The following is an 18,998-nucleotide window of genomic DNA, read 5'->3' as shown; positions in this document are numbered from 1 at the left end:
CCCTTCCGTCTCAGACCTACGCCTAGGCCTTGGCCGGCATGAGTGGTGGGGTCACCAGGCGTGGCAGCTGGTACGGCAGTGCCCCGTACCAGGCCCGCACCACCGCGAACCCGAACGCCAGGCACAGCATGCCGCCCACGGCGTCCAGCCAGAAGTGGTTCGCGGTCGCCACGATGACCGCCAGGGTCAGCACCGGGTAGAGGAGTCCGAGGACCCGTACCCACGGCACCGAGGCGAGCGCGAAGATCGTCATGCCGCACCACAGCGACCAGCCGATGTGCATCGACGGCATCGCCGCGTACTGGTTCGACATGTTCTTCAGGTTGCCCGAGGCCATCGAGCCCCAGGTCTGGTGCGCCGCGACGGTGTCGACGAAGCCGCCGCCGTTCATCAGCCGCGGTGGCGCCAGTGGATAGAAGTAGTAACCGACGAGGGCGACCGCCGTCGTCGCGAACAGCGCGAGACGGGTCGCCGCGTAGCGGCCGGGATGGCAGCGGAACAGCCACACCAGCACGCCCAACGTGATGACGAAGTGCAGTGTCGCGTAGTAGTAGTTCATGCCGACGATGAGCCAACTCACCGAATTCGCGGCATGGTTGACGGTCTGCTCGACGGCGATCCCGAGGCTGTGCTCCGCCTGCCAGATCCAGTCGGCATTGCGCAGCGCCTGAGCCTTCTGCTCCGGGACCGCGTTACGGATCAGGGAGTACGTGTAGTAACTCACCGCGATCAGCAGGATCTCGAACCAGAGGCGCGGGCGCCGCGGCGCCCGAAGGCGACGCCCGGCGCGGACTTCCGCGATGGGTGAGGGTGTGGCCCCTTTTCGGCCTTCACGTGTCGTCACGGTCATTTCACCCATAGGCACAGAGTCTGCCAGATCACGACCCCCCGACCGATCATCCCTCGGGCGGGTCATGGACGCACCCGCTACGCCCTACGGACGAGGCCGAACCCCTACGCATACCGCTGCTGACGCGGCCGTGGACCCCCGCACCACCAGCTCCGGCATGAACACGAATTCGCATCGGGGCGCGGGCGTGCCGCCGACCTCCTCCAGCAGCGTGTGCACCGCCGCCTGACCCATCGCGTGCACCGGCTTGCGGATCGTGGTCAGCGGCGGATCGGTGAAGGCGATCAGCGGAGAGTCGTCGAAACCGACCACGGAGACGTCCTCCGGCACGTCAAGGCCGCGCTCGCGCACCGCCCTGATCGCACCGAGCGCCATCATGTCGCTCGCGCAGACCACCGCCGTGCACCCACGGTCGAGCAGCGCCGACGTCGCCGCCTGCCCGCCCTCCAAGGTGTAGAGGGAGTGCTGGACGAAATCGCGCTCGATCTCGTCCTCGGGCAGGTCGAGCCGCTCCGCCATCGTGCGTACGAAGCCCTCGATCTTCCGCTGTACGGGGACGAAGCGGCGCGGCCCCACGGCCAGCCCGATCCGGGTGTGGCCGAGCGAGGCGAGGTGCGTCACCGCGAGCCGGGACGCGGCCCGGTCGTCCGGAGAGATGAAGGGCGCCGCGATCGCCGGCGCGTATCCGTCGACGAGTACGAAGGGGACGCCCTGGCCGCGCAGCCGCTCGTAGCGCTGCGGGTCCGACGTGGTGTCGGCGTGCAGCCCGGACACGTAGATGATGCCGCTGACGTCGCGGTCGACGAGCATCTCCGTGAGCTCGTCCTCGGTGGAGCCGCCGGGGGTCTGGGTGGCAAGGACCGGGGTGTAACCCTGCCTGGTCAGGGCCTGCACCACGACCTGGGCGAGCGCGGGGAAGATCGGGTTCTCGAGTTCCGGCGTGATCAGGCCGACGAGGCCCGCGCTGCGCTGCTTGAGACGCACGGGGCGCTCGTAGCCGAGCACGTCGAGGGCGGCGAGGACGGACTGACGGGTGGCCGCGGCGACCCCCGCCTTCCCGTTGAGCACACGGCTGACGGTCGCTTCGCTGACCCCCGCTTGTGCTGCGATGTCGGCTAGGCGTGCGGTCACGGGACGCGACCTTACCCGTCACTCGCCGCATTGCCCACCGAACGGGAAGTGCCGGGCGGGCAAGCCGGGTTGGGCCGTGCCACCCGGAACGGTGAACCGGAGGAAGGGCAGGCCGCCGCACGGGTGTCCGGCGGTAGTTTGGTGCGACGGGCCGAGGGGGCTCGCACCGCTCCGTTTCCTGAGGGGCCTTCTCGTGAACACCATGGTTCAGAGATCCGGGACCGACATCGGGTGCACCATCCTGGTGGTCGACGACAGCGCCGCAAGCCGGTACGCCCTGGGCGCCGTCCTGAGCCGGGCGGGCCATGTCGTCATCCCGGTCGGCTCCGCGGGCGAGGCCCTCATCGAGCTCGACGTGCGGCTGCGCGCGGGGGCGCTGCCCGACGTGGCGCTCGTGGACGTGGGCCTTCCCGACCTCAGCGGGTTCGAGCTGTGCCGCAGGGTCAAGGCACTGCCCTCGCTCGCCGGGATCCCCGTCGTGCACTTCTCCGCCCGCCCCTCCGTTCCGGCGGACCGCTGCCGGGCGCTCGACGCGGGCGGCGAGGCCTATCTGACGGTGCCCGCCGAACCGGAGGAGATCCGCGCCGTGGTGCGCGCCGCGCTCCGCGGAGCCCGCGAACTCACCGACACGCAGGCCCAGTTCGACCACCTCACCCTGCTCTCGCGGGCCGTCGTCGACGTGCAGGGCGCCCGCGACCTCGCCGAACTCGCCCGGACGGCGGCCGCGGCGACGGCCCGGCTCACCGGGGGCGACGCCGCGGTCTTCGTCCTCGGCGACCACGGCGCGGTGCACACGGGCCTGTCCCGGAGCGCGGCGGCGCCCGCGGGGCCGGACGCCGCGGCGCGCGAGCGGGCCGTCGAGCTGGTGCGGCAGATCAGCTGCGGGCCCGGTGGTGTGCGCACCGCGCTGCGGCACGGGTCCGCCTGGCCGCAGGAGTACTTCGGGCCCGGCGGCGCGCGGCTCACCCTCTCCCGCACCCGCGACGGCCGGCTCCCCGTGTGCCTCGCCACGCCGGACTTCGCCGACCCGGACGGCAGGACGGGGCCGCTCCTCGCCCAGCTCGCCCGCGCGACCGCGCTCGCCGCGGAACCCCTCGTCCTGTACGAGCAGGAGCGGCATGTCGCCCACACGCTGCAACACAACTTCCTGCCCAGCGAGTTGCCCCCCTTCGCCGGCCTTGACATCGACTTCCGCTACGAGCCCGCCTCCCAGGAGGCCGAGATGGGCGGCGACTTCTACGCGGCGCTGCCCACCCCGGAGGGCGTGCTCGTCGGTGTCGGTGACGTCGTGGGGCACTCGCTCGACGCGGCCACGGTGATGGTCGAGCTCCGGCACGCGCTGCGCGCGTACTGCCTGGAGGACCCGCGCCCCGCCCGCCTCGTGACCCGGCTCGACCGGCTGCTCCAGCACTACCACCCGCAGCTCACCGCCACGTTGTGCCTGGCCCTCGTCGACCCCGTGACCGGCCGTACGCAGGTGGCCAACGCGGGGCACATTCCGCCGCTCGTCGTGCCGGGCGGCGGCGCGGCCCGGTACGTGGAGGCGGCGGGGCCGTTGCTCGGGCTCCGGCTGCCGCATCCCGAACCCACCGTGCTCGACCTCGCGCCCGGTGCCCGCCTCCTGATGGTCACCGACGGCCTCGTCGAGGCCCGCGGCATCGATCTGTCCGTGTCCCTGGAGGAGCTGCGTCGCGCCGCCGCGGCCGCGCCAGCGTCGCCCGGCGAGCTGTGCGACGCGCTTCTCGCCCGCTTCGGCCGTGACCGTGCCGACGACATCGCGCTTCTGGCGGTGCGGCGGGCTCCGCGGTGACCGGGTGACGGGGCGTCCGCTGGGCGGGACGTGATTGTGCGGTCGGGCGTTTCCGGGTGAAGGTTGGCGCCGACACGCGTGCGCGCGCTCGTCCGCCCGCACGCACCACGACACGCTCGGAGGGCTCCATGCCGCAGATCACCGTCGACCACTCCGCGGATCTCGACGACCGCCTCGACCGGGTGGGGCTCGCCGGGGCCGTGCATCAGGCCGCCGTCGACATCGTGGCGGCGCGGGTTCCCGCGTGCAAGACGCGGTTCCGCGGGGTCGGGAGCACGGTGGTGGGGGACGGGGCCGCGTCCCTCGTGCACGTGGAGATCGCGTTGCTCGCGGGGCGGACGGAGGAGGCGAAGACGGCGCTTGCGGAGGCCGTGCTGGCGGCCTTGCCGGCCCACATCAAGGAGCCGGCCGGTGTGCACCTCTCCGCGGAGGTCCGGGACCTGGCCCCGTCCTACCGCTCAGCCGTCGCCGACTGACCCGGCCCGTTCCTCCGCCACGGGGCTCCGCCCCGGACCCCGCGCCTCAAACGCCGGCGGGGCTGGAATGGCTCAAGCGTCGGCCGGGCTGGGATGGCTGAAGCGTCGGCGGGCCGGAAAGCCGGGGCTCCGCCCCGGACCCCGCTGCTCAATCGCCGCAGGGGCTTGATTTTGCCCGCCTCCCCGCAGGTAATCGCCCGGGTGCCCCGCCCACCACCCGCCCCCTCCGGGGGGCGTCGGCCCGACGGGGTGCCGGCCGCCGCCTTGGGCAATCTGCCGCCTTGGGCGGCAGGGTGGGCAAGGCGGCACCACGGTGCGGGCCACACGCGCGTCAGGGCTCGGCCCCGGTGCAGCGGGCAGGCACCCCCTCGGCCCGGCGCAGCCCTACGCGCCTACCGGCGACGGCGACGCGCAGCGGCCAGGCACCCTCGGCCCGGCGCAGCCCTACGCGGTTACCGGTGTCAGTGCCGCCAGCCGGGTGATGAGGGTGGCGAAGGGGCCGTCCGGGGGCTCGTCCGCGAGGATGTGGCGGAGGAGGGCCGCCATCTCCTCGTCGTACGCCGCGCTCACCGCGGCCAACGCCGCGAAGTCGTGGACGAGTTGGAGCTGAAGCTCCTCGCGCGGAACCCGCCGGCCGTCCAGCCAGATCAGCGCCGTCGACTCGGCGAGCGAGATCCAGGACCGGACGACGAGTTCGAGGCGGGCGGACGGCGCCGCCACCCCCAGATGCGCCAGGATCTGGACGTACGCCACCTGCCGGACGGAGTCGATCAGCGCGTTGGTGGCCGACGAGCCGACGGCCGGGCCACCGCGCATCAACGCGGAGAACCCCGGCCCGTGCTCGTCCACGAAGTCGAAGAACCGCCCCATCACGCGCAGCAGCCGCGCCCCGAGCGGCCCCTCCCTCGGCTCCTCGAACCGCTCACCCAGATCCTGCGCCGCCCGCCTCAACGCGGCCTCGTACAGGCTGAGTTTGCCCGGGAAGTAGTGGTAGACCAGCGGCCGCGAGATGCCCGCGGCGGCCGCTATCTCGTCGATGGAGACCTCGTCGGGGGAGCGGTGGCTGAACAGTTCGAGTGCGACCCCGATCAACTGCCGCCGCCGCTCCTCGACTCCCATCCTGCGCCGCACCCCGGTAGTCATGCCGAACACTCTACCGAGCGATTCCGGCCTGCCAACCGGCCCCCGTGCCCCGCCCTCTCGCGGTGTCACTAAAGGTCGAGAACCAGACGCTCGCCACGGGCCCGCGAAACGCAGATCAGCATCGAGCCGGCGCGCTCGGCGTCCGTGAGCAACTCGTCGCGATGCTCGATCTCCCCTTCCAGGACGCGCTGTTGGCACGTTCCGCAGAAACCCTGCTCGCAGGAGTACGGGACCGCGGGCACCTCGGAACGGACCGCCGCGAGCACCGTCGTGTCGGCGGGAACGTCCACGATCCTGCCGCTGCGCCGCAGCTCGACCTCGAACGGGCCGTTGCCCTCGGCCGAATTGCGTGGCGTGAACCGTTCGCTGTGCAGCGTGCGGTGCTCGGGCAGCGCCGCCGCCACGGCCGCCATGAGCCCCTCGGGCCCGCAGCAGTACACGGCCGTGCCGGGCGCGGTGTCCGCGAGCGTGGCGGCGAGATCGGGGCGCCCGTGCTCGTCCTCGGCCACGACCGTCACTCGGCCCGCGCCCGCGCCGCCCAGCTTCTCCACGTCCTCCACGAACGGCATCGAGGCCCGCGACCTGCCCCCGTACAGCAGCTTCCAGTCGGCGCCCCGCGCCGCGGCCTCCCGCAGCATGGGCAGGATCGGGGTGATGCCGATGCCACCGGCCACGAACACGTACGCGGGCGCCGTCGCGTCGAGCGGGAAGCGGTTGCGCGGTCCGCGCACCTCGACCTCCATGCCCTCCCGCACCTGCTCGTGCACCTCGCGCGACCCGCCGCGGCCGCCCTCGTCCGCCGGGATGAGCCGCGTGGCGACGGTGTACGACGACGTGTCCTCGGGATCGCCGCACAGCGAGTACTGCCGTATCAGCCCGGAAGGGAGCACGAGGTCGAGGTGTGCGCCCGGCCGCCAGGCGGGCAAGTCGGGGCCCTCCAGGCGTAGTTGGACCACCCCCTCGGCCACCTGCTCGTGCCGCGTGACGAGCAGGTTCAGCGCGCGGGCCCGCGGCCGCCCCGACGTCGGCTCCTCCAGTGCGGGCAGCGGCCACAGGGGCGAGCCCTGCACGCGCCGCCGCACGGCGCGCCGCACGACGTACGCGGCGCCTGCGACGATCGCGGCCCTGCGCAGTGTACGGGCGTTCATCGGGCGGCTCCGGTGCGGGCTTCGGCCGCGGTCGCGGCGGGCGAGGACGCGAGGTAGGCGACTGCCTGCTCGGTGTCGCCCTCCTGGTCGGGGTGGTAACCGCGGCTCAGATAGCGGGGGATGGACCGCGCCATGGCGCCGGCCGACGGCAGGACGCCCGCCTTCCCGCTCCGGTAGAAGTCCTTCCACGCGGCCTTGCCGTCGACCAGCGTCGGATCGTTCTCCATGAAGAACCGCGCGCCGCGCTGCCACAGGAAGACGAGTGCGGTGAAGGCGGTGGCCCAGGTGCGCACCCGGCGCCGGTAACTCCCGTCCAGATGCTCGAACAACTCGAAGGCCACGGCCCGGTGCTCGACCTCCTCCGCGCCGTGCCAGCGCAGCAGGTCCAGCATCGTCGGGTCGGCGCCGCGCCGGTCCAGCTCCTCGGCGTTCAGCACCCAGTTGCCGAGGAACGCCGTGTAGTGCTCGATCGCCGCGATCAGCGCCACCCGCTCCATCAGCCACCACTGCCGCGCCTTGCCCGGCGGCAGCGTCCGGTCTCCCAGCAACTTCTCGAAGAACCAGTCCACTTGGGCCGTGTACGGCGTCGGGTCCAGGCCCTGCTCCCGCAGGTGCGGCAGTACCTCGTCGTGCGCCTGCGAGTGCATGGCCTCCTGGCCGATGAACCCGATGACGTCCTCGCGCAGCCGCTCATCCGTGATGTACGGCAGCACCTGCTTGTAGACGTGCACGAACCAGCGTTCGCCGGCCGGCAGCAGGAGGTGCAGGACGTTGATGGTGTGCGTGCTGAACGGGTCGTCCGGCAGCCAGTGCAGGGGCGTCTTGTCCCAGGCGAACGACACCTGGCGTGCCTTCAACGGGACGCGCGTATTAGACATGGCGTCAATGTACTGACGGGTAGCCGCCATGGACACCCCTCGTGCACCACTTTTGTCATTCAGCCCCGCGCCCCGGTCGAGCCAATCAAGCCCCGCACTTTCGACGAGAGCCCGCGGGGTCCGGGGCAGAGCCCCGCGACCGGGCTCACCTCAGAGGCTGAACCTTCGCCCCCCGGGCCGTCCGTCCGGACAACGAAACCTGCGCGCCCCGCGCGAGCGGAACCGCCAACATCCGCCCAGAGTCCGACCGCCCCGACGCGGTCACCCGATTCACCCCCTCGCTGCCCGCGGCAACCAGGTACCACGCCCCCTCCCGCGACTTCCACCGCACACCCGCAAGCACCTGCGGATCGCGCGAGCCACACGCGGGCGACGACTGCGACTTCGCCGCGACGACCGCCGCGTCCGCCCCCGGCGCCCGGAACAACGCGAGCGTGCGCGGCCCGCCACCCCGCCACGTGTCGGCCCGCGTGCACCACCACTCGGCCGTCCCGTTCGCCTCCGGCAGCGGCTGGCGCGCGTACGCCCAGGAGTTGACGGAGCGCACTCCGTGCGAGCGCGCCGCCGAGAGTGAGCACGCGGTCGTCGCCCAGTCCGCGGGCCGCGCCTCGCGGGGCGCGGCGGGGCTGCCGGACGTGAGGTGCGCGGGCACGAGCTCACCGAGGTCGGTGGTGAGCCGGGTGCCCGTCGAGTCGGTCAGCGCCAGCGCGTTCCACGACGTGCAGGACGTCGCGAGCGCCGGGCTCGGGAACGGCGCCGTCACCCCGTCCTTCGTACGCGACAGGGCCCGCGCCCCCGCCGACGGCTTCAGGAGATCGCGGGTGCCGGCCCTGGCCACCCAAGGCGCGGTCAGATAGCGGACGTTGCCGTCGGCCCGGTCCATCACCACGGCGCTCGACTGCGCGTCCGCCGCACCGTCGACCCGCGCGAAGTCGAGCGCGGCGCCGCTCGTGCCGCTCTTCGGCTCGGCGTAGCGCACGATGCGCAACCCGTCGTAGAGCAGCACGACGCGGGCCTGGTCGAGCTCGCCCGCGTAGAGCAGCTGCGGCGGTCCGGGCGGCGCGCCCGCCGGGGTGCCCGGTGTCGCCGACACCTTTACCGAGCCGCCGGGCCGCGCCCACACGGCGAGCGCCCTGCGCAGCAGCTCCTTGTCCCCGGTGAGGGAGCCGCGCGCGGGCCACACCGAGAAGTCGGTGCGGGCCGACGTCTTCCACGTGTCCGGCGCGACCTTGCGCAGCTTGGCCGGGTTCAGGGCCGCCTGGCCCGCCGGGTTCTTCGCGTACGGCGGGGCCGCCGCGCCGTCCGGGGTCCAGCCCTCGCCCGGCAGGCCGAGCAGCGCGCCGCACACGAGGGTCGCCGCGACCGCCGCGATCGCCGCCTTCAGGTGCTGGCGGCGGCGCATCAGGTCGGTGGGCCGCGCGTGCAGGGAGCACGGGTCGAACTCGGGGGACTCGAGGAGCCCCGTACCGGCTCCGGCGTCGGACGCCATGCCGCGCGCCTCTGCGAGGGCCGCGGCCGCGTCCTCCTGCGTGCAGCCCGCCTCGGTGAGGACCGCGCGGACGGCGGCGTCGTCGAGGCGCTCCAGGCCGCGCAGTACGTACGCCGCGCGGGCGGGGCCGCTCAGCGCGGAAAGCTGCTGGTCCAGGGCGAGTTCATCGGCGCCGCCGGACTTCGGGAACAGCCTGAGACCCCACACCTGCGGCAGCAGCGGCGGCAGCTGCGCCCGCTTGGGCCAGGCCATGCGCCGCAGCGGAAGGCCCGCCTCCAGGGCGCTGCGCAGCACCTTCAGGCGTACGTAGGCGAAGCCGGGGTCGCCGGTGCGGCCGGCGGAGTCGCGCTGGGCCGGGATCGGGGCGGGCGCGTCCGCGGTACGGCCGCGGGGGAGCGCCCGCTGGACGACCGAGTGGGCGGTCAGCACGCGGCGGTTGCGGCCGAGGCCCGGCGGCAGCACGAGGTAGGCGAGCCGTACCAGTCGTGGGTAGTGCTCGACCAGGGCGGCCTCGGCCTGCTCGACGTCGATGACGGCGGCCGGCGCTGCGGACGGGGGCGTGGATTGCTGCTGCACCTTTGACTGCACGTTCAGCTGAACGAGCGAATCGTGGGATGGTCACAGCCGTCACTCCCCGCACGGGCCTATTCGGACACGACCAGCGCCTTCGCGTAGTTCGCCATCGACCGCTGGTATCGGGGCAGATGGGGCGCCAGCGCGCCGAGCACCAGGGCGAGGCCCTCCCTGTCGCGGCCGAGGCTCGACAGGCACAGCGCCAGGCACGCCCGCACCGCGTCGTCCAACTCGTCGCCAGGAGCGGTCAATTCCGGTTCGAGCAGCGCGACACCCTCCTCCGGGCGCCCCATGTTCCGCAGTGAACTGGCCAGTTGAATCTTCGTACGCCGGGCCCGGTAGCCGCTCAGGCCGAGCCGCAGCGCCTCCTGGTACAGCGGGACGGCCTTGTCGGAGTGGCCGGTCGAGTCGAAGGCCGAGGCCCGCTCGAACGCGGCGACGGGGCTGTCGGCGGGCAACTCGGCGGCGAGCCCGTCGACGAGCGCGCGGAACTCCCCCGCGCTCGCCTCGTCGTAAGAGTCGATCGTCGCCCACGCGGCCGCGATCCGCTCTTCCCAGTCGCTGCTGCCGCTGCCGCTGCCGCTGTCACTGCTCTCGATGGTCACCGGGGCACTCTCACACAGCGGCGCCCCGGTGTCACCGGAGTTGCGGGGACCGGATCAGCTCAGCTTCCAGCCGCTGAACTCCACCGTGCCCCGCGTACCGTTCCCGCCGTTCGTCGCGCTCATGAACATGCCCACGCCCTGCGCCGAGGCGAGCCGCGGCGCCGGCACCGTCGCGACGGTGCGCCACGTGGCGCCGTCGTCCGTCGAGCACTCCCCGGTGTACGAGTCGCCCGCCCGGGACAGCCGCAGCAGCACCGGCGCCTTGATCCCGGTGATCCGCTTGTACGTGTCGAGGGTGCCGTCCCCGGTGGAGTCGTAGGAGAGGACGACGCCGTTGGCGGGCGTGACGGACAGGTTCGCGAAGCCCAGGGATCCCGAGCCGCCGATGGAGTCGCTCACCATGATCCCGGCGCGCGCCCACGGGCCCGTCACCGCCTGCGCGTCCACCCGCACCACCGCCACCGAACCGTCCCGGAACGCGTTCGCGCGGTACAGCGCGCCGAACTCCGCCGTGCCCTTCCACAGGTCGGCGCCGCCGCCGTCGATCGCGAACCGCTCGTCGAGCTGCCCGAAGACCGCCGCGTTGTCGCTGTACGTCCGCCAGCCCTCGGCCACCGGCCCGGCCTCGAACAGCGTGCCCTTGTGGACGTAGGTGATCCGCTCCTCGCCGGCCGGACCGTACTGGACGTCGATCGTGTAGGGGAGCGGGCGCAGCGGCTTGTCGAGCGGGGTGCCGGGCGCGCTCGCCTGCCAGACCACCGTGCCCTCCCCGGCCGGCGCCACGCCCGGCAGCGACGTGGCACCGGCCGGCTCGGCGGTGATGCCCTTGAGCTCGAAGTCGACGCGGCCCGTCGCGCGCAGCCCGTTGACATTGCGGAACGTGGCCGCCACGCGCGCGTGCCCGCCCGGCGGGAAGGCGGCCGGCTCGGCGGTGACCTTCACCGAACCCTGGTACGGGGCGCGGGCGAGGACATCACGCACCTTCGCGGCCGTCCGGTACGGGTCGCCGTACGCCCGCAGCGGATAGTCCTTGCGCTCGCGCGTCCAGGGTTCCTCGAACGCGAACCAGTCGACCTTCGCGGGCTCCCGGCCCGCGGCCAGCGCGTCGGACAGCTCGTCCAGCCACTTCTGCCAGCGCGGCAGGTAGAAGTCCGCGATCAGGCCGTGCCAGTCGCGGTTGGCGTACTCGTGGAGGTTGCCCGGGTCGGACGTGGCCCGGTCGCCCCACACCGTGATCAGCACCTTCGCGCAGCGCTCGAACTCGGCGCGCTCGGCGTCGTTCGTGGCGAGATTCCGGGCATCCCGGATCCACGGCCCGAGCAGGAACGCCCCGTTGGTGCCCGTCACGTCGTCCGAGAGCCGCATCAGCTTCAGCCACAGCGTCGAAAGTGCCGTGAAGGCGGCCCGGTCCTTGTCGGCGTAGGCCGCCTTCAGCTGCGGCAGGAGCTGGCGGCTGCGGTGCGCGAGGGCCTGCCGCGCCACGTCCACGAGGTCGTACTTGTAGGCCGCGCTGCGTCTCAACTTCCCTTCCACGCCCAGGAGTCCGGAGAGCGCCGCGTCGAAGCGGCCCGGGTCGTAGGCGAGGGCGCGCGGCGCATAGACGGAGGCGCGGTCGGCCGCCAGGTCGGGGCGGGCAGCGAAGAGCGAGTCGTGCGGGTCCGAGCGCTCGGTCGCCGTGTGCTGGTACGCCGTGTCGTGCAGCGCCTGCCAGGCGGCGCGGGCGTCCTTGTCGCGGCGCCCGTAGCGGAAGTCGGCGTACGAGGCGAACCAGGCGGCCCGGTCCACCTTCCCGTCCATCCAGGCGAGTTCAGACCACAGCTCGAACGCCGCCGGGTCCCGGTCGGTGCCCTCCGGCAGGTACGCCGTACCTGCCAGCGCGCTGTCCGGCTTGTCGCGCCACGCGAAGAACTTCTGCTCCCAGATGTGCGCGCGGGCCCCTATCGTCGTACGCCCGCCGAAGTTGGGGATCGTGCCGAACGCGTACGGGGTGCCGCCCCAGTCCTTCTCGCGGTCGGTGACGGACGTGAACCGGTCGGAGACCCCGTCCACGATCAGCATCTTCTTCTTGTCGATCGCGTCGATCAGCTCGGGCAGCGGGTTCGCCTCCCAGCCGAGGATCACCCACGTCGCGCCGGGACGGTTCTTCTGGAGCGCCTTCTCGACGCCGCGCGCCGCGTCCGGGACCGGCACGTCACCGGCCGTACCGCCCTCGTGCAGCAGGTCCATCTTGAAGGCGCCGATCTCGCCGAACAGGTCCTTCTGGTGCCCGTAGAACGCCTCCGCCACCTGCGCGAAGGCGTCGGTGCGCGGGTCGAGCCAGTCGGGGCGCTCGAAGCCGTGCCACGTGCCCTGCGGGACGACGTGCGCGTCCCCGCCGTTGCGTGCCACGAACTCCTTCGGTACGTGCCCGTAGTAGCCGGGCATCACCGGTTTCATCCCGAGCGCGCGCAGCCGGTCGACGATTCTCCGCCCCAACTCCGCCCGCCGCTCGATCAGTTCGGGCGACAGTGGACCGCCGTACGAGGAGAGGTTCTGCAGCAGCCACCACGGCTGGTGGGACGGGGCGGGCAGCCAGGCCCGGGACTCCTCGTCGCTGTAGCCGAAGTCCTTGAGGAGGCGGTGGTAGACGGCCTCCATGCCGGCGATGACCAGCACCTCGTTGCAGCCGTGCAGCGCGAGGATGTCGATCTCGCGCTCCCAGTACGACCAGTCGGCGAAGGGTGCCGTATAGCCGTCGTTGGTGTCGTTGAGCGCGAAGCGGTGGGGGAGCGGGGTGCTGCGCTCCAGTGTCTTCGAGGGGGCCGGGAGGCGGTCGGGGAGGTCCAGCTGGGAGCCGTTCCAGGCGATGTGCGCCCCGCATTCGTACTTCAGAAAACAGTGGACCCCGGCGAGCAGCGTCGCCGGGGTCGTCGCGTACACCGTGATGCGGCCCTGCGTCCCGGTCACCCGGAAACGGTCCTCCGTGCCGCTCGCGGCCAGCAGTCTGAGACGGAACTGGTCCGCGTGGTGCGGCAGTTGACGGTTGAGTGCCGCGCGCGCCTCAGCCGTATCAAGAACGGGCACCTCCCTCGCGGCCACGGGCCGCGGAGCCGCCTGGGCGGCCGGGGCACCGGCCCCCAGGGCCGTGCCGAGGCCGATGGCGGCCGTCGTGCCGAGAACAGTGCGTCGCGATGGTGCGGACATACGTGTACCCCCCTTGCGTCGCGGTTGGTGCGGCGCACGGTAGCAACGGAACGTACGGGACAGGAGAGCGCAATGAGGAAAATGCTGGTGGCGACGGCCGTGCTGCTCGCGGCCGCGACCGGGTGCGGCTCGGGCGGCTCCGGCGGGGCCCCGAAGGACGACACGCCGAAGATCCCCCGTACGGCCTCCGGGAGCCTGGAGCACCTCGCGAAGGAGGTGGGCTGCCGCCCCGACATCCAGACCGACGCGGCCGATATCCGGCAGGCCAACTGCGGTTCGGGGGACGGCCGTTACATCCTCGCCACCTTCACCACCGATACGGGCCAGGCCCAGTGGTTCGACGAGGCCAACGACTACGGCGGCGTCTACCTCGTCGGACCCAAGTGGATCGCGGTCGGCGGCGCCGCACAGCTCACGAAGCTGCGCGGCCGGCTCGGCGGGACCCTGGAGAGGCCCGACTCGCACCACACGGGGAGTAGCGGTGGTGGGGGTCACGAGGCGGGGTAGCTCTCCGGGTACGAGGTTCGCCGCTGAGCCGGCCACGCAGCGGCCGGGGTGGGGCGATCGCTCAGGTGCAGCGATCGCCCTTGTTGATGCAGTCCACGACCTTCCGCATGGTCTGGTCGTCGAAGACGTTGATGAAGTCGTCATGATCCGTGATCGGCTTGTGCAGCTGCTCGGGGAAGCCGTCCACCGCGAACGGGTTCTTCACCTGCCCGTTCTCGATCGTCGGCGTCTGCACGTCGTACACCAGGCGCATCTTCAGCTGCGGGATGGCCTTGAAATTCTGCGGGCAGTTGCCGGCCTGGTCGGCGAATGCCACGTGAGTGCGATGGTTGGCACTGTCGATGTTCTGCCCGTCCCAGCAGCTCTGGAACGCGAAGCTGCGTACCACCTTCGAACCGTCGGGGCACAGCGGGTACTTGTCCGTCAACTGGCGGTCCTCGAAACCGGTGCAGCTCCAGTGCGCGTTCGCGTTCGCCGTGCCGTTGGTGAAGGCCTTGGCGTCGCCGGTGATGATGCGCAGGAACTTCGGCATGGCGACGACCTCGCTCTGCGGGCTCCCGACGAACTTGATGCTCGCCTTCTGGGCCTGCAGGATCTTGCCGACGTTGCCTTCCTTGCCGCCGCCGTCCTTGTCGGCGTCGAAGTCCTTCGAGCCGTCCTGTACGCGGACGACCGGCCAGTAGTACGTCGACTTGTCGCCCTGGTTCCGGCAGCTGGTGCCGGCGTTCGCCAGGTCGTCGTTGCTGGAGAAGGCGTCGTTGTCCTGGTTGCCCACGTAGTCGTGCAAGTGGTGCGCGCCGTTGGTCACGCCGGGCGCCACGATGAGGTTGTCGGTGTTGAACTTCTTGTTCTCGTTCTGGCCGCAGCGGGTGGTGAAGGTGCCGGTGGAGGCGTTGTCGCCGTTCTGGGGCTTCTGGACGTTGGGCTGGACTTTGGTGATGTCGGCGAAGTCGTCGGCGACGGGCCCGTTGCCGGCCTGTCCGCCGTTGCCCTGCTGCTGGTCGCCGCCGGCCTGATCGCCACCGCTCTGGTCGCCACCGGCCTGGTCCCCGCCGCCTTGATCCGAGCCGTCGCCCTGGTTTCCGCCGTCGGCCGGGGGTTGCTCGCCCTCCTTCGGCTGAGCGGTGCACTCGGCCATGTCGTTCATGCCGTCGGGTGCCTGCCCGCCGCGGCGCTCCATCTCCAGGCGGATCCGCTCAAGGATGGTGCTCCGGTTCTTCTTCAGCGGATCCATGATGCTGTTCTGTACGAACCGCGGGTCCCGCGCGGCCGCGTCCCGCGTCGAGGAGAGCCGCTGGTAGGCCTGCGTGATCTGGGTGTCCAGGGTGGCGAGTTCACCGTCGACCTCGTCGCGGGCGCCGCCCGGCACGTCGGACAGCTGCGCGCCGACGTCCGGACAGTCGATGGTGGCCACTTGTTGCGTCTGCTGTGTCTGTTGCGTCCCGCTGCCCGCGTCCTGCCCGTTGGCGGAGTCCTCGTGGGCCGACGCGTACACGTTGACCGCGACCAGCCCACCTCCGCCCAGGAGCAGTGCGGCCGACGCGATGGTCATGCGCGTCGCCAGCGATGAGCGCCGTTTCCGTGAGGTGCGTCCCATGGGACTACGTACGCAACGGGGGCCGACCCTGTTCAATCGGCCCCCGGAATTCACCTCAACTGGTGGTGGGCGGCGTGTACTTGTAGCCGACGCGGCGCACCGTACGGATGGTGTCCCGGTACTCGGCGCCCAGCTTCCGGCGCAGCCGGGCGACATGGACGTCGACGGTGCGGCCGTCGCCCACATGCCCGTATCCCCACACGGTGTGGACGAGGGTGTCGCGGGTGTGCACGCGGTGCGGGTGCCCGACGAGGTGGGCGAGCAGCTCGAACTCCAGGTAGGTGAGGTCGAGTTGGCGGCCCGCGACGTGCACCGTGCGGCAGGCGGTGTCGACGGAGATGAGCGGGTCGGTCAGCAGGGCGTGCGGCATGGTCGACTCTTTCGCGCGAGGGGACGTCGGGGAGAAGGACGTACGTCGTGCGCGCGGACCGAAGGCCGTGACGGTCGGGTCAACGGCTTTAGAGGGCCCGCGCGTTCCTCACGCGGCGACACACACGGTCGAAATCGTGGTGCTGGCGGGACGGCCAGAACGGCTCGAGGTCGTGCCGACGACCCCACGAGCTGCTGTTCCGGTAATGGCTGGCCATGACTTCATTGAAACAGATGCGTCACGGATGCGAGAGGGCGCCCACACAATGTGGACACCCTCCCGAAGCGGATGGCCGGATCCCGATCAGGACCAGGCCGGAACCGTCAGACCTGGCCGGCCTTCTCCAGGGCGGCGCAGCAGGTGTCGACGAGCAGTCGCGTCACGACGTACGGGTCGACGTTGGCGTTCGGGCGGCGGTCCTCGATGTAGCCCTTGCGGTCCCGCTCGACCTGCCAGGGGATGCGGACCGAGGCGCCGCGGTCGGAGACGCCGTACTTGTACTCGTCCCACGGGGCGGTCTCGTGCAGACCGGTGAGGCGGTCGTCGATGCCGGCGCCGTAGTTCTTCACGTGGTCGAGGGGCTTGGAGCCCTCGCCGAGCGACTCGCACGCGGTGATGATCGCGTCGTAGCCTTCGCGCATCGCCTTCGTGGAGAAGTTGGTGTGCGCGCCCGCACCGTTCCAGTCGCCCTTGACCGGCTTGGGGTCGAGGGTCGCGGAGACCTTGAAGTCCTCGGCGGTGCGGTAGAGCAGCCAGCGGGCGATCCACAGCTGGTCGGAGACCTCCAGCGGGCTGACGGGGCCGACCTGGAACTCCCACTGGCCCGGCATGACCTCGGCGTTGATGCCGGAGATTGCGAGACCCGCCGTCAGGCAGTTCTCGAGGTGGGCCTCGACGACGTCACGGCCGTGGATCTCGTCGGTGCCGACGCCGCAGTAGTAGCCGCCCTGCGCGGCGGGGAAGCCGCCGACCGGGAAGCCGAGCGGGCGGTCGCCCTCGAAGAAGGTGTACTCCTGCTCGATGCCGAAGATCGGCTCCTGGGAGCCGAACTGCGCCTCGGTCTCGGCGAGCGCGGCACGCGTGTTGGAGGAGTGCGGCGTCATGTCGATGTTCAGGACCTCGCACATGACGAGGATGTCGTCACCGCCGCGGATCGGGTCCGGGTACTGGGCGACCGGCTTCAGCACGAGGTCGGAGGCGTGGCCCTCGGCCTGGTTGGTGGAGGACCCGTCGAAGCCCCAGAGGGGGAGCGTGTCGAGTCCCCCCGACGACGCGGCGGAGCCCGCCATGACCTTCGTCTTCGAACGCAGCTTGGCCGTCGGCTGGGTGCCGTCGATCCATATGTACTCAGCCTTGAAGGTCACGGGCCACATCCTCATTCACGCGGGTCTCGAACTAGCGGGAGCCTGTCACCAGGGGATTTCCCGACCGTTGCCCGTTTGTGAACCCCGTGTTACCTGAGTGTCGCGGGGCGGGATGTGGCCCGTGCCCCTGTATGCGATGTGCGCGGTGTGCCGGTTACCCCACCTTTTCGATGCGGGCGTTGCGGATCAGGAACTTGCCGGGCTCCCGCACCTGCTCGAAAGCGGCGTTGTTGAGCAGGGCGCAGGACCCGGACGTGGAGGTGACCTCGACGGTCGTGGACTTGTCGTTGTCGAGGTTGGTCACCTTCAGCTGCGTGCCCGCCGGGAACTGGTCGCTTGACGCGGCCGGCGCCCCACCCTCCCCGGAGAGCGTCACCTGCTGCCCGGCACAGACCTGGTCACCGGAGGCGGAGGCGGAAGCGTCGGCCGACGGGGTGCTCGCGTCCGCGGCGGACCCGCCCCCCGCCCCCGTATCGCAGCCGGAGGCCTCCTGTTTCCGCTTGATCTCCGCGAGCACCGCTTCGCGGTTGGCGATGCGGGCCTCGGACTGGGCGTCGGGGTTCGCCTTCTGCCCGTCGATGAACTTCTGGTTGTTGGCGAGCGCGGTGCTCAGTCCCTCGCACACGGCCGAGCTCTGCGCCCCGCCCTGGGCGCCCTGATCGACCTGCGACGCGTTGCTGGTGGCCGCGAGGGCGAACGCCCCGCCGCCCGCGACCACCGCCGCGGCCGCCGTGAGGGCGAGCCGCTTCGTCGGGCCCAGAGTTCTCCTGCGTGACATGCGCGCCTCCTGTCGTGAGATGCACGTTGTTGCGCACGCCGTTACGTACGAGTGGCCGAACCTGTCCGCTCAAGTAACGTGGCTCACACAGGAGTTGGCGGAACTCAGCCCCGGCCGAGCACCTCCCGTACCGCCTCCTCGCTGCGGCCCACCACCGCCGTGCCGTCCTCGGCCGTGATGATCGGGCGCTGGATCAGCTTCGGGTGCGCGGCGAGCGCCTCGATCCACTGCTCACGGCTGTCCGCGTCGCGCGCCCAGTCCTTCAGCCCGAGCTCCTTCGCGTCGGCCTCCTGGGTGCGCGTGATGTCCCACGGTTCGAGGCCGAGCCGGCCGAGCACGGCGCGGATCTCGTCGGGAGCGGGCACGTCCTCCAGGTAGCGGCGCACCGTGTAGTCGGCGCCCTCCGCGTCGAGCAGGGTGAGCGCGCTGCGGCACTTCGAACAGGCCGGGTTGATCCAGATCTCCATGGGGACGACGGTACGCGAGTGAAGCCGTGCGGCGGGCCTCAAGTCGGCCCTGGCCAGCGGCTTTTGTCAGTGGTCGGCAGTAGAATAGAAGCAGTGTTCGAGGGCTACGGGGGCTCTCGGACGTTCGCGACAGGAGGATGCCTGTGCCCGCTGCCGCCGCTCCGATGCTGATCGATCTGCCGTACACGCCACTCGCGAAGAGGCCGCTCCCCGCGGGACGCCCGCGCGACTGGTACATCACTCACAACCGCCGCCTGAAGGCCATGCGCCTGGCGATAGCCCTGCTCGACTCCGGCGTCTACGTCCCCAGCCAGGCCCACAACCACAAGATCCGCGCCACGGCCGACATGGTCGGAATCCATCCCCCGTCCGACACGACGTGCCACATGGTGCGGGCGTTGATGCGCTACAGCCGGTAGCCAATCAAGCCCGGCCGGCAAATTTGAGCCCCTGCGGCGATTGAGCAGCGGGGTCCGGGGCGGAGCCCCGTGGCGTGGGAAGCCACCCCGGCCGGGGGGGGGGGGGGGGGGGGGGGGGGGGGGGGGGGGGGGGGGGGCCGCGGCCGGGCGGCCCCGGCCGGGGGGGGGGGCGCCCCCCCCCCCCGCGGGGCCGGGGGGGCGCGCGGCGCC

General features: G+C 71.8%; 16 protein-coding genes and 1 pseudogene. 4 read left to right on the top strand and 13 right to left on the bottom strand.

The annotated features are described in order from the left end of the window. Positions 1–22 precede the first annotated feature (22 nt). Together ACIRHA_RS42275 and ACIRHA_RS42270 are read right to left on the bottom strand one after the other, a co-directional pair. Positions 23–859 (bottom strand): phosphatase PAP2 family protein, encoded by an 837-nt coding sequence (locus tag ACIRHA_RS42275; RefSeq protein ID WP_403857242.1) that lies wholly within the window; start codon positions 857–859, stop codon positions 23–25. Positions 860–934: 75 nt separating this feature from the next. Continuing rightward, positions 935–1,981, bottom strand: a complete 1,047-nt coding sequence (locus tag ACIRHA_RS42270; RefSeq protein WP_403857239.1) for a LacI family DNA-binding transcriptional regulator — start codon at positions 1,979–1,981, stop codon at positions 935–937. Between the two features lie 202 nt (positions 1,982–2,183). Between ACIRHA_RS42270 and ACIRHA_RS42265 the strand changes: the two genes are divergently transcribed. Continuing rightward, positions 2,184–3,791 carry a SpoIIE family protein phosphatase gene (locus ACIRHA_RS42265; RefSeq protein WP_403857236.1) on the top strand — a complete coding sequence of 536 codons (1,608 nt, stop codon included), beginning with the start codon at positions 2,184–2,186 and terminating at the stop codon, positions 3,789–3,791. 128 nt (positions 3,792–3,919) lie between these two features. Next, complete coding sequence (locus ACIRHA_RS42260; RefSeq protein ID WP_403857233.1) at positions 3,920–4,267, top strand: 5-carboxymethyl-2-hydroxymuconate Delta-isomerase; 348 nt, start codon at positions 3,920–3,922, stop codon at positions 4,265–4,267. A gap of 444 nt (positions 4,268–4,711) precedes the next feature. Here ACIRHA_RS42260 and ACIRHA_RS42255 read toward each other — a convergent pair whose 3' ends face one another. The 6 genes from ACIRHA_RS42255 to ACIRHA_RS42230 form a co-directional block, all read right to left on the bottom strand. Further along, positions 4,712–5,410 carry a TetR/AcrR family transcriptional regulator gene (locus ACIRHA_RS42255; RefSeq protein ID WP_403857230.1) on the bottom strand — a complete coding sequence of 233 codons (699 nt, stop codon included), beginning with the start codon at positions 5,408–5,410 and terminating at the stop codon, positions 4,712–4,714. A gap of 68 nt (positions 5,411–5,478) precedes the next feature. Next, the gene (locus ACIRHA_RS42250; protein WP_403857227.1) at positions 5,479–6,558 is read right to left on the bottom strand and encodes a PDR/VanB family oxidoreductase; all 1,080 of its coding nucleotides are present in this window, start codon (positions 6,556–6,558) and stop codon (positions 5,479–5,481) included. After that, entirely contained in the window at positions 6,555–7,436 is an 882-nt protein-coding gene (locus ACIRHA_RS42245; protein WP_403857224.1) for a metal-dependent hydrolase, read from the bottom strand. The genes ACIRHA_RS42250 and ACIRHA_RS42245 overlap by 4 nt, the downstream gene beginning before the upstream one ends. A 145-nt stretch (positions 7,437–7,581) precedes the next feature. Beyond that, a complete protein-coding gene (locus tag ACIRHA_RS42240) occupies positions 7,582–9,501 on the bottom strand; it encodes a hypothetical protein (RefSeq protein WP_403857221.1) in 1,920 nt (639 codons plus the stop codon). A 68-nt stretch (positions 9,502–9,569) separates the two neighbouring features. Beyond that, positions 9,570–10,103: a tetratricopeptide repeat protein gene (locus ACIRHA_RS42235; protein ID WP_403857218.1), complete on the bottom strand. Its 534-nt coding sequence runs from the start codon at positions 10,101–10,103 to the stop codon at positions 9,570–9,572. Between the two features lie 54 nt (positions 10,104–10,157). Next, a complete protein-coding gene (locus ACIRHA_RS42230; RefSeq protein WP_403857215.1) occupies positions 10,158–13,286 on the bottom strand; it encodes an alpha-N-acetylglucosaminidase in 3,129 nt (1,042 codons plus the stop codon). A gap of 72 nt (positions 13,287–13,358) precedes the next feature. Between ACIRHA_RS42230 and ACIRHA_RS42225 the strand changes: the two genes are divergently transcribed. After that, the gene (locus ACIRHA_RS42225; RefSeq protein WP_403857212.1) at positions 13,359–13,793 is read left to right on the top strand and encodes a hypothetical protein; all 435 of its coding nucleotides are present in this window, start codon (positions 13,359–13,361) and stop codon (positions 13,791–13,793) included. A gap of 61 nt (positions 13,794–13,854) precedes the next feature. Here ACIRHA_RS42225 and ACIRHA_RS42220 read toward each other — a convergent pair whose 3' ends face one another. From ACIRHA_RS42220 to ACIRHA_RS42200, 5 genes and pseudogenes are all read right to left on the bottom strand, one after another. Next, positions 13,855–15,390, bottom strand: a complete 1,536-nt coding sequence (locus tag ACIRHA_RS42220) for a DUF1996 domain-containing protein (protein WP_403857209.1) — start codon at positions 15,388–15,390, stop codon at positions 13,855–13,857. A gap of 55 nt (positions 15,391–15,445) precedes the next feature. After that, a pseudogene (locus ACIRHA_RS42215) lies at positions 15,446–15,721 on the bottom strand (winged helix-turn-helix domain-containing protein); the annotation flags it as partial. Positions 15,722–16,083: 362 nt separating this feature from the next. Then, on the bottom strand, positions 16,084–17,124 hold the full coding sequence (gene glnII, locus ACIRHA_RS42210) for a glutamine synthetase (protein WP_403857206.1): 1,041 nt from the start codon (positions 17,122–17,124) through the stop codon (positions 16,084–16,086). 154 nt (positions 17,125–17,278) lie between these two features. Beyond that, on the bottom strand, positions 17,279–17,902 hold the full coding sequence (locus ACIRHA_RS42205; protein WP_403857203.1) for a hypothetical protein: 624 nt from the start codon (positions 17,900–17,902) through the stop codon (positions 17,279–17,281). A 104-nt stretch (positions 17,903–18,006) separates the two neighbouring features. Further along, entirely contained in the window at positions 18,007–18,369 is a 363-nt protein-coding gene (locus ACIRHA_RS42200; protein ID WP_403857200.1) for an arsenate reductase family protein, read from the bottom strand. 137 nt (positions 18,370–18,506) lie between these two features. On the opposite strand from ACIRHA_RS42200, the gene ACIRHA_RS42195 reads away from it, so the two are divergent. Then, positions 18,507–18,788, top strand: coding sequence for a hypothetical protein (locus tag ACIRHA_RS42195; protein WP_403857197.1), 282 nt, complete (start codon positions 18,507–18,509; stop codon positions 18,786–18,788). The last annotated feature ends 210 nt before the right edge of the window (positions 18,789–18,998 follow it).

The organism is Streptomyces sp. NPDC102360, from assembly GCF_044766085.1.
Taxonomy (GTDB): domain Bacteria; phylum Actinomycetota; class Actinomycetes; order Streptomycetales; family Streptomycetaceae; genus Streptomyces.
The sequence above is the reverse complement of the archived record's forward strand: the minus strand, read 5'-3'. Positions and strand labels throughout refer to the sequence as shown.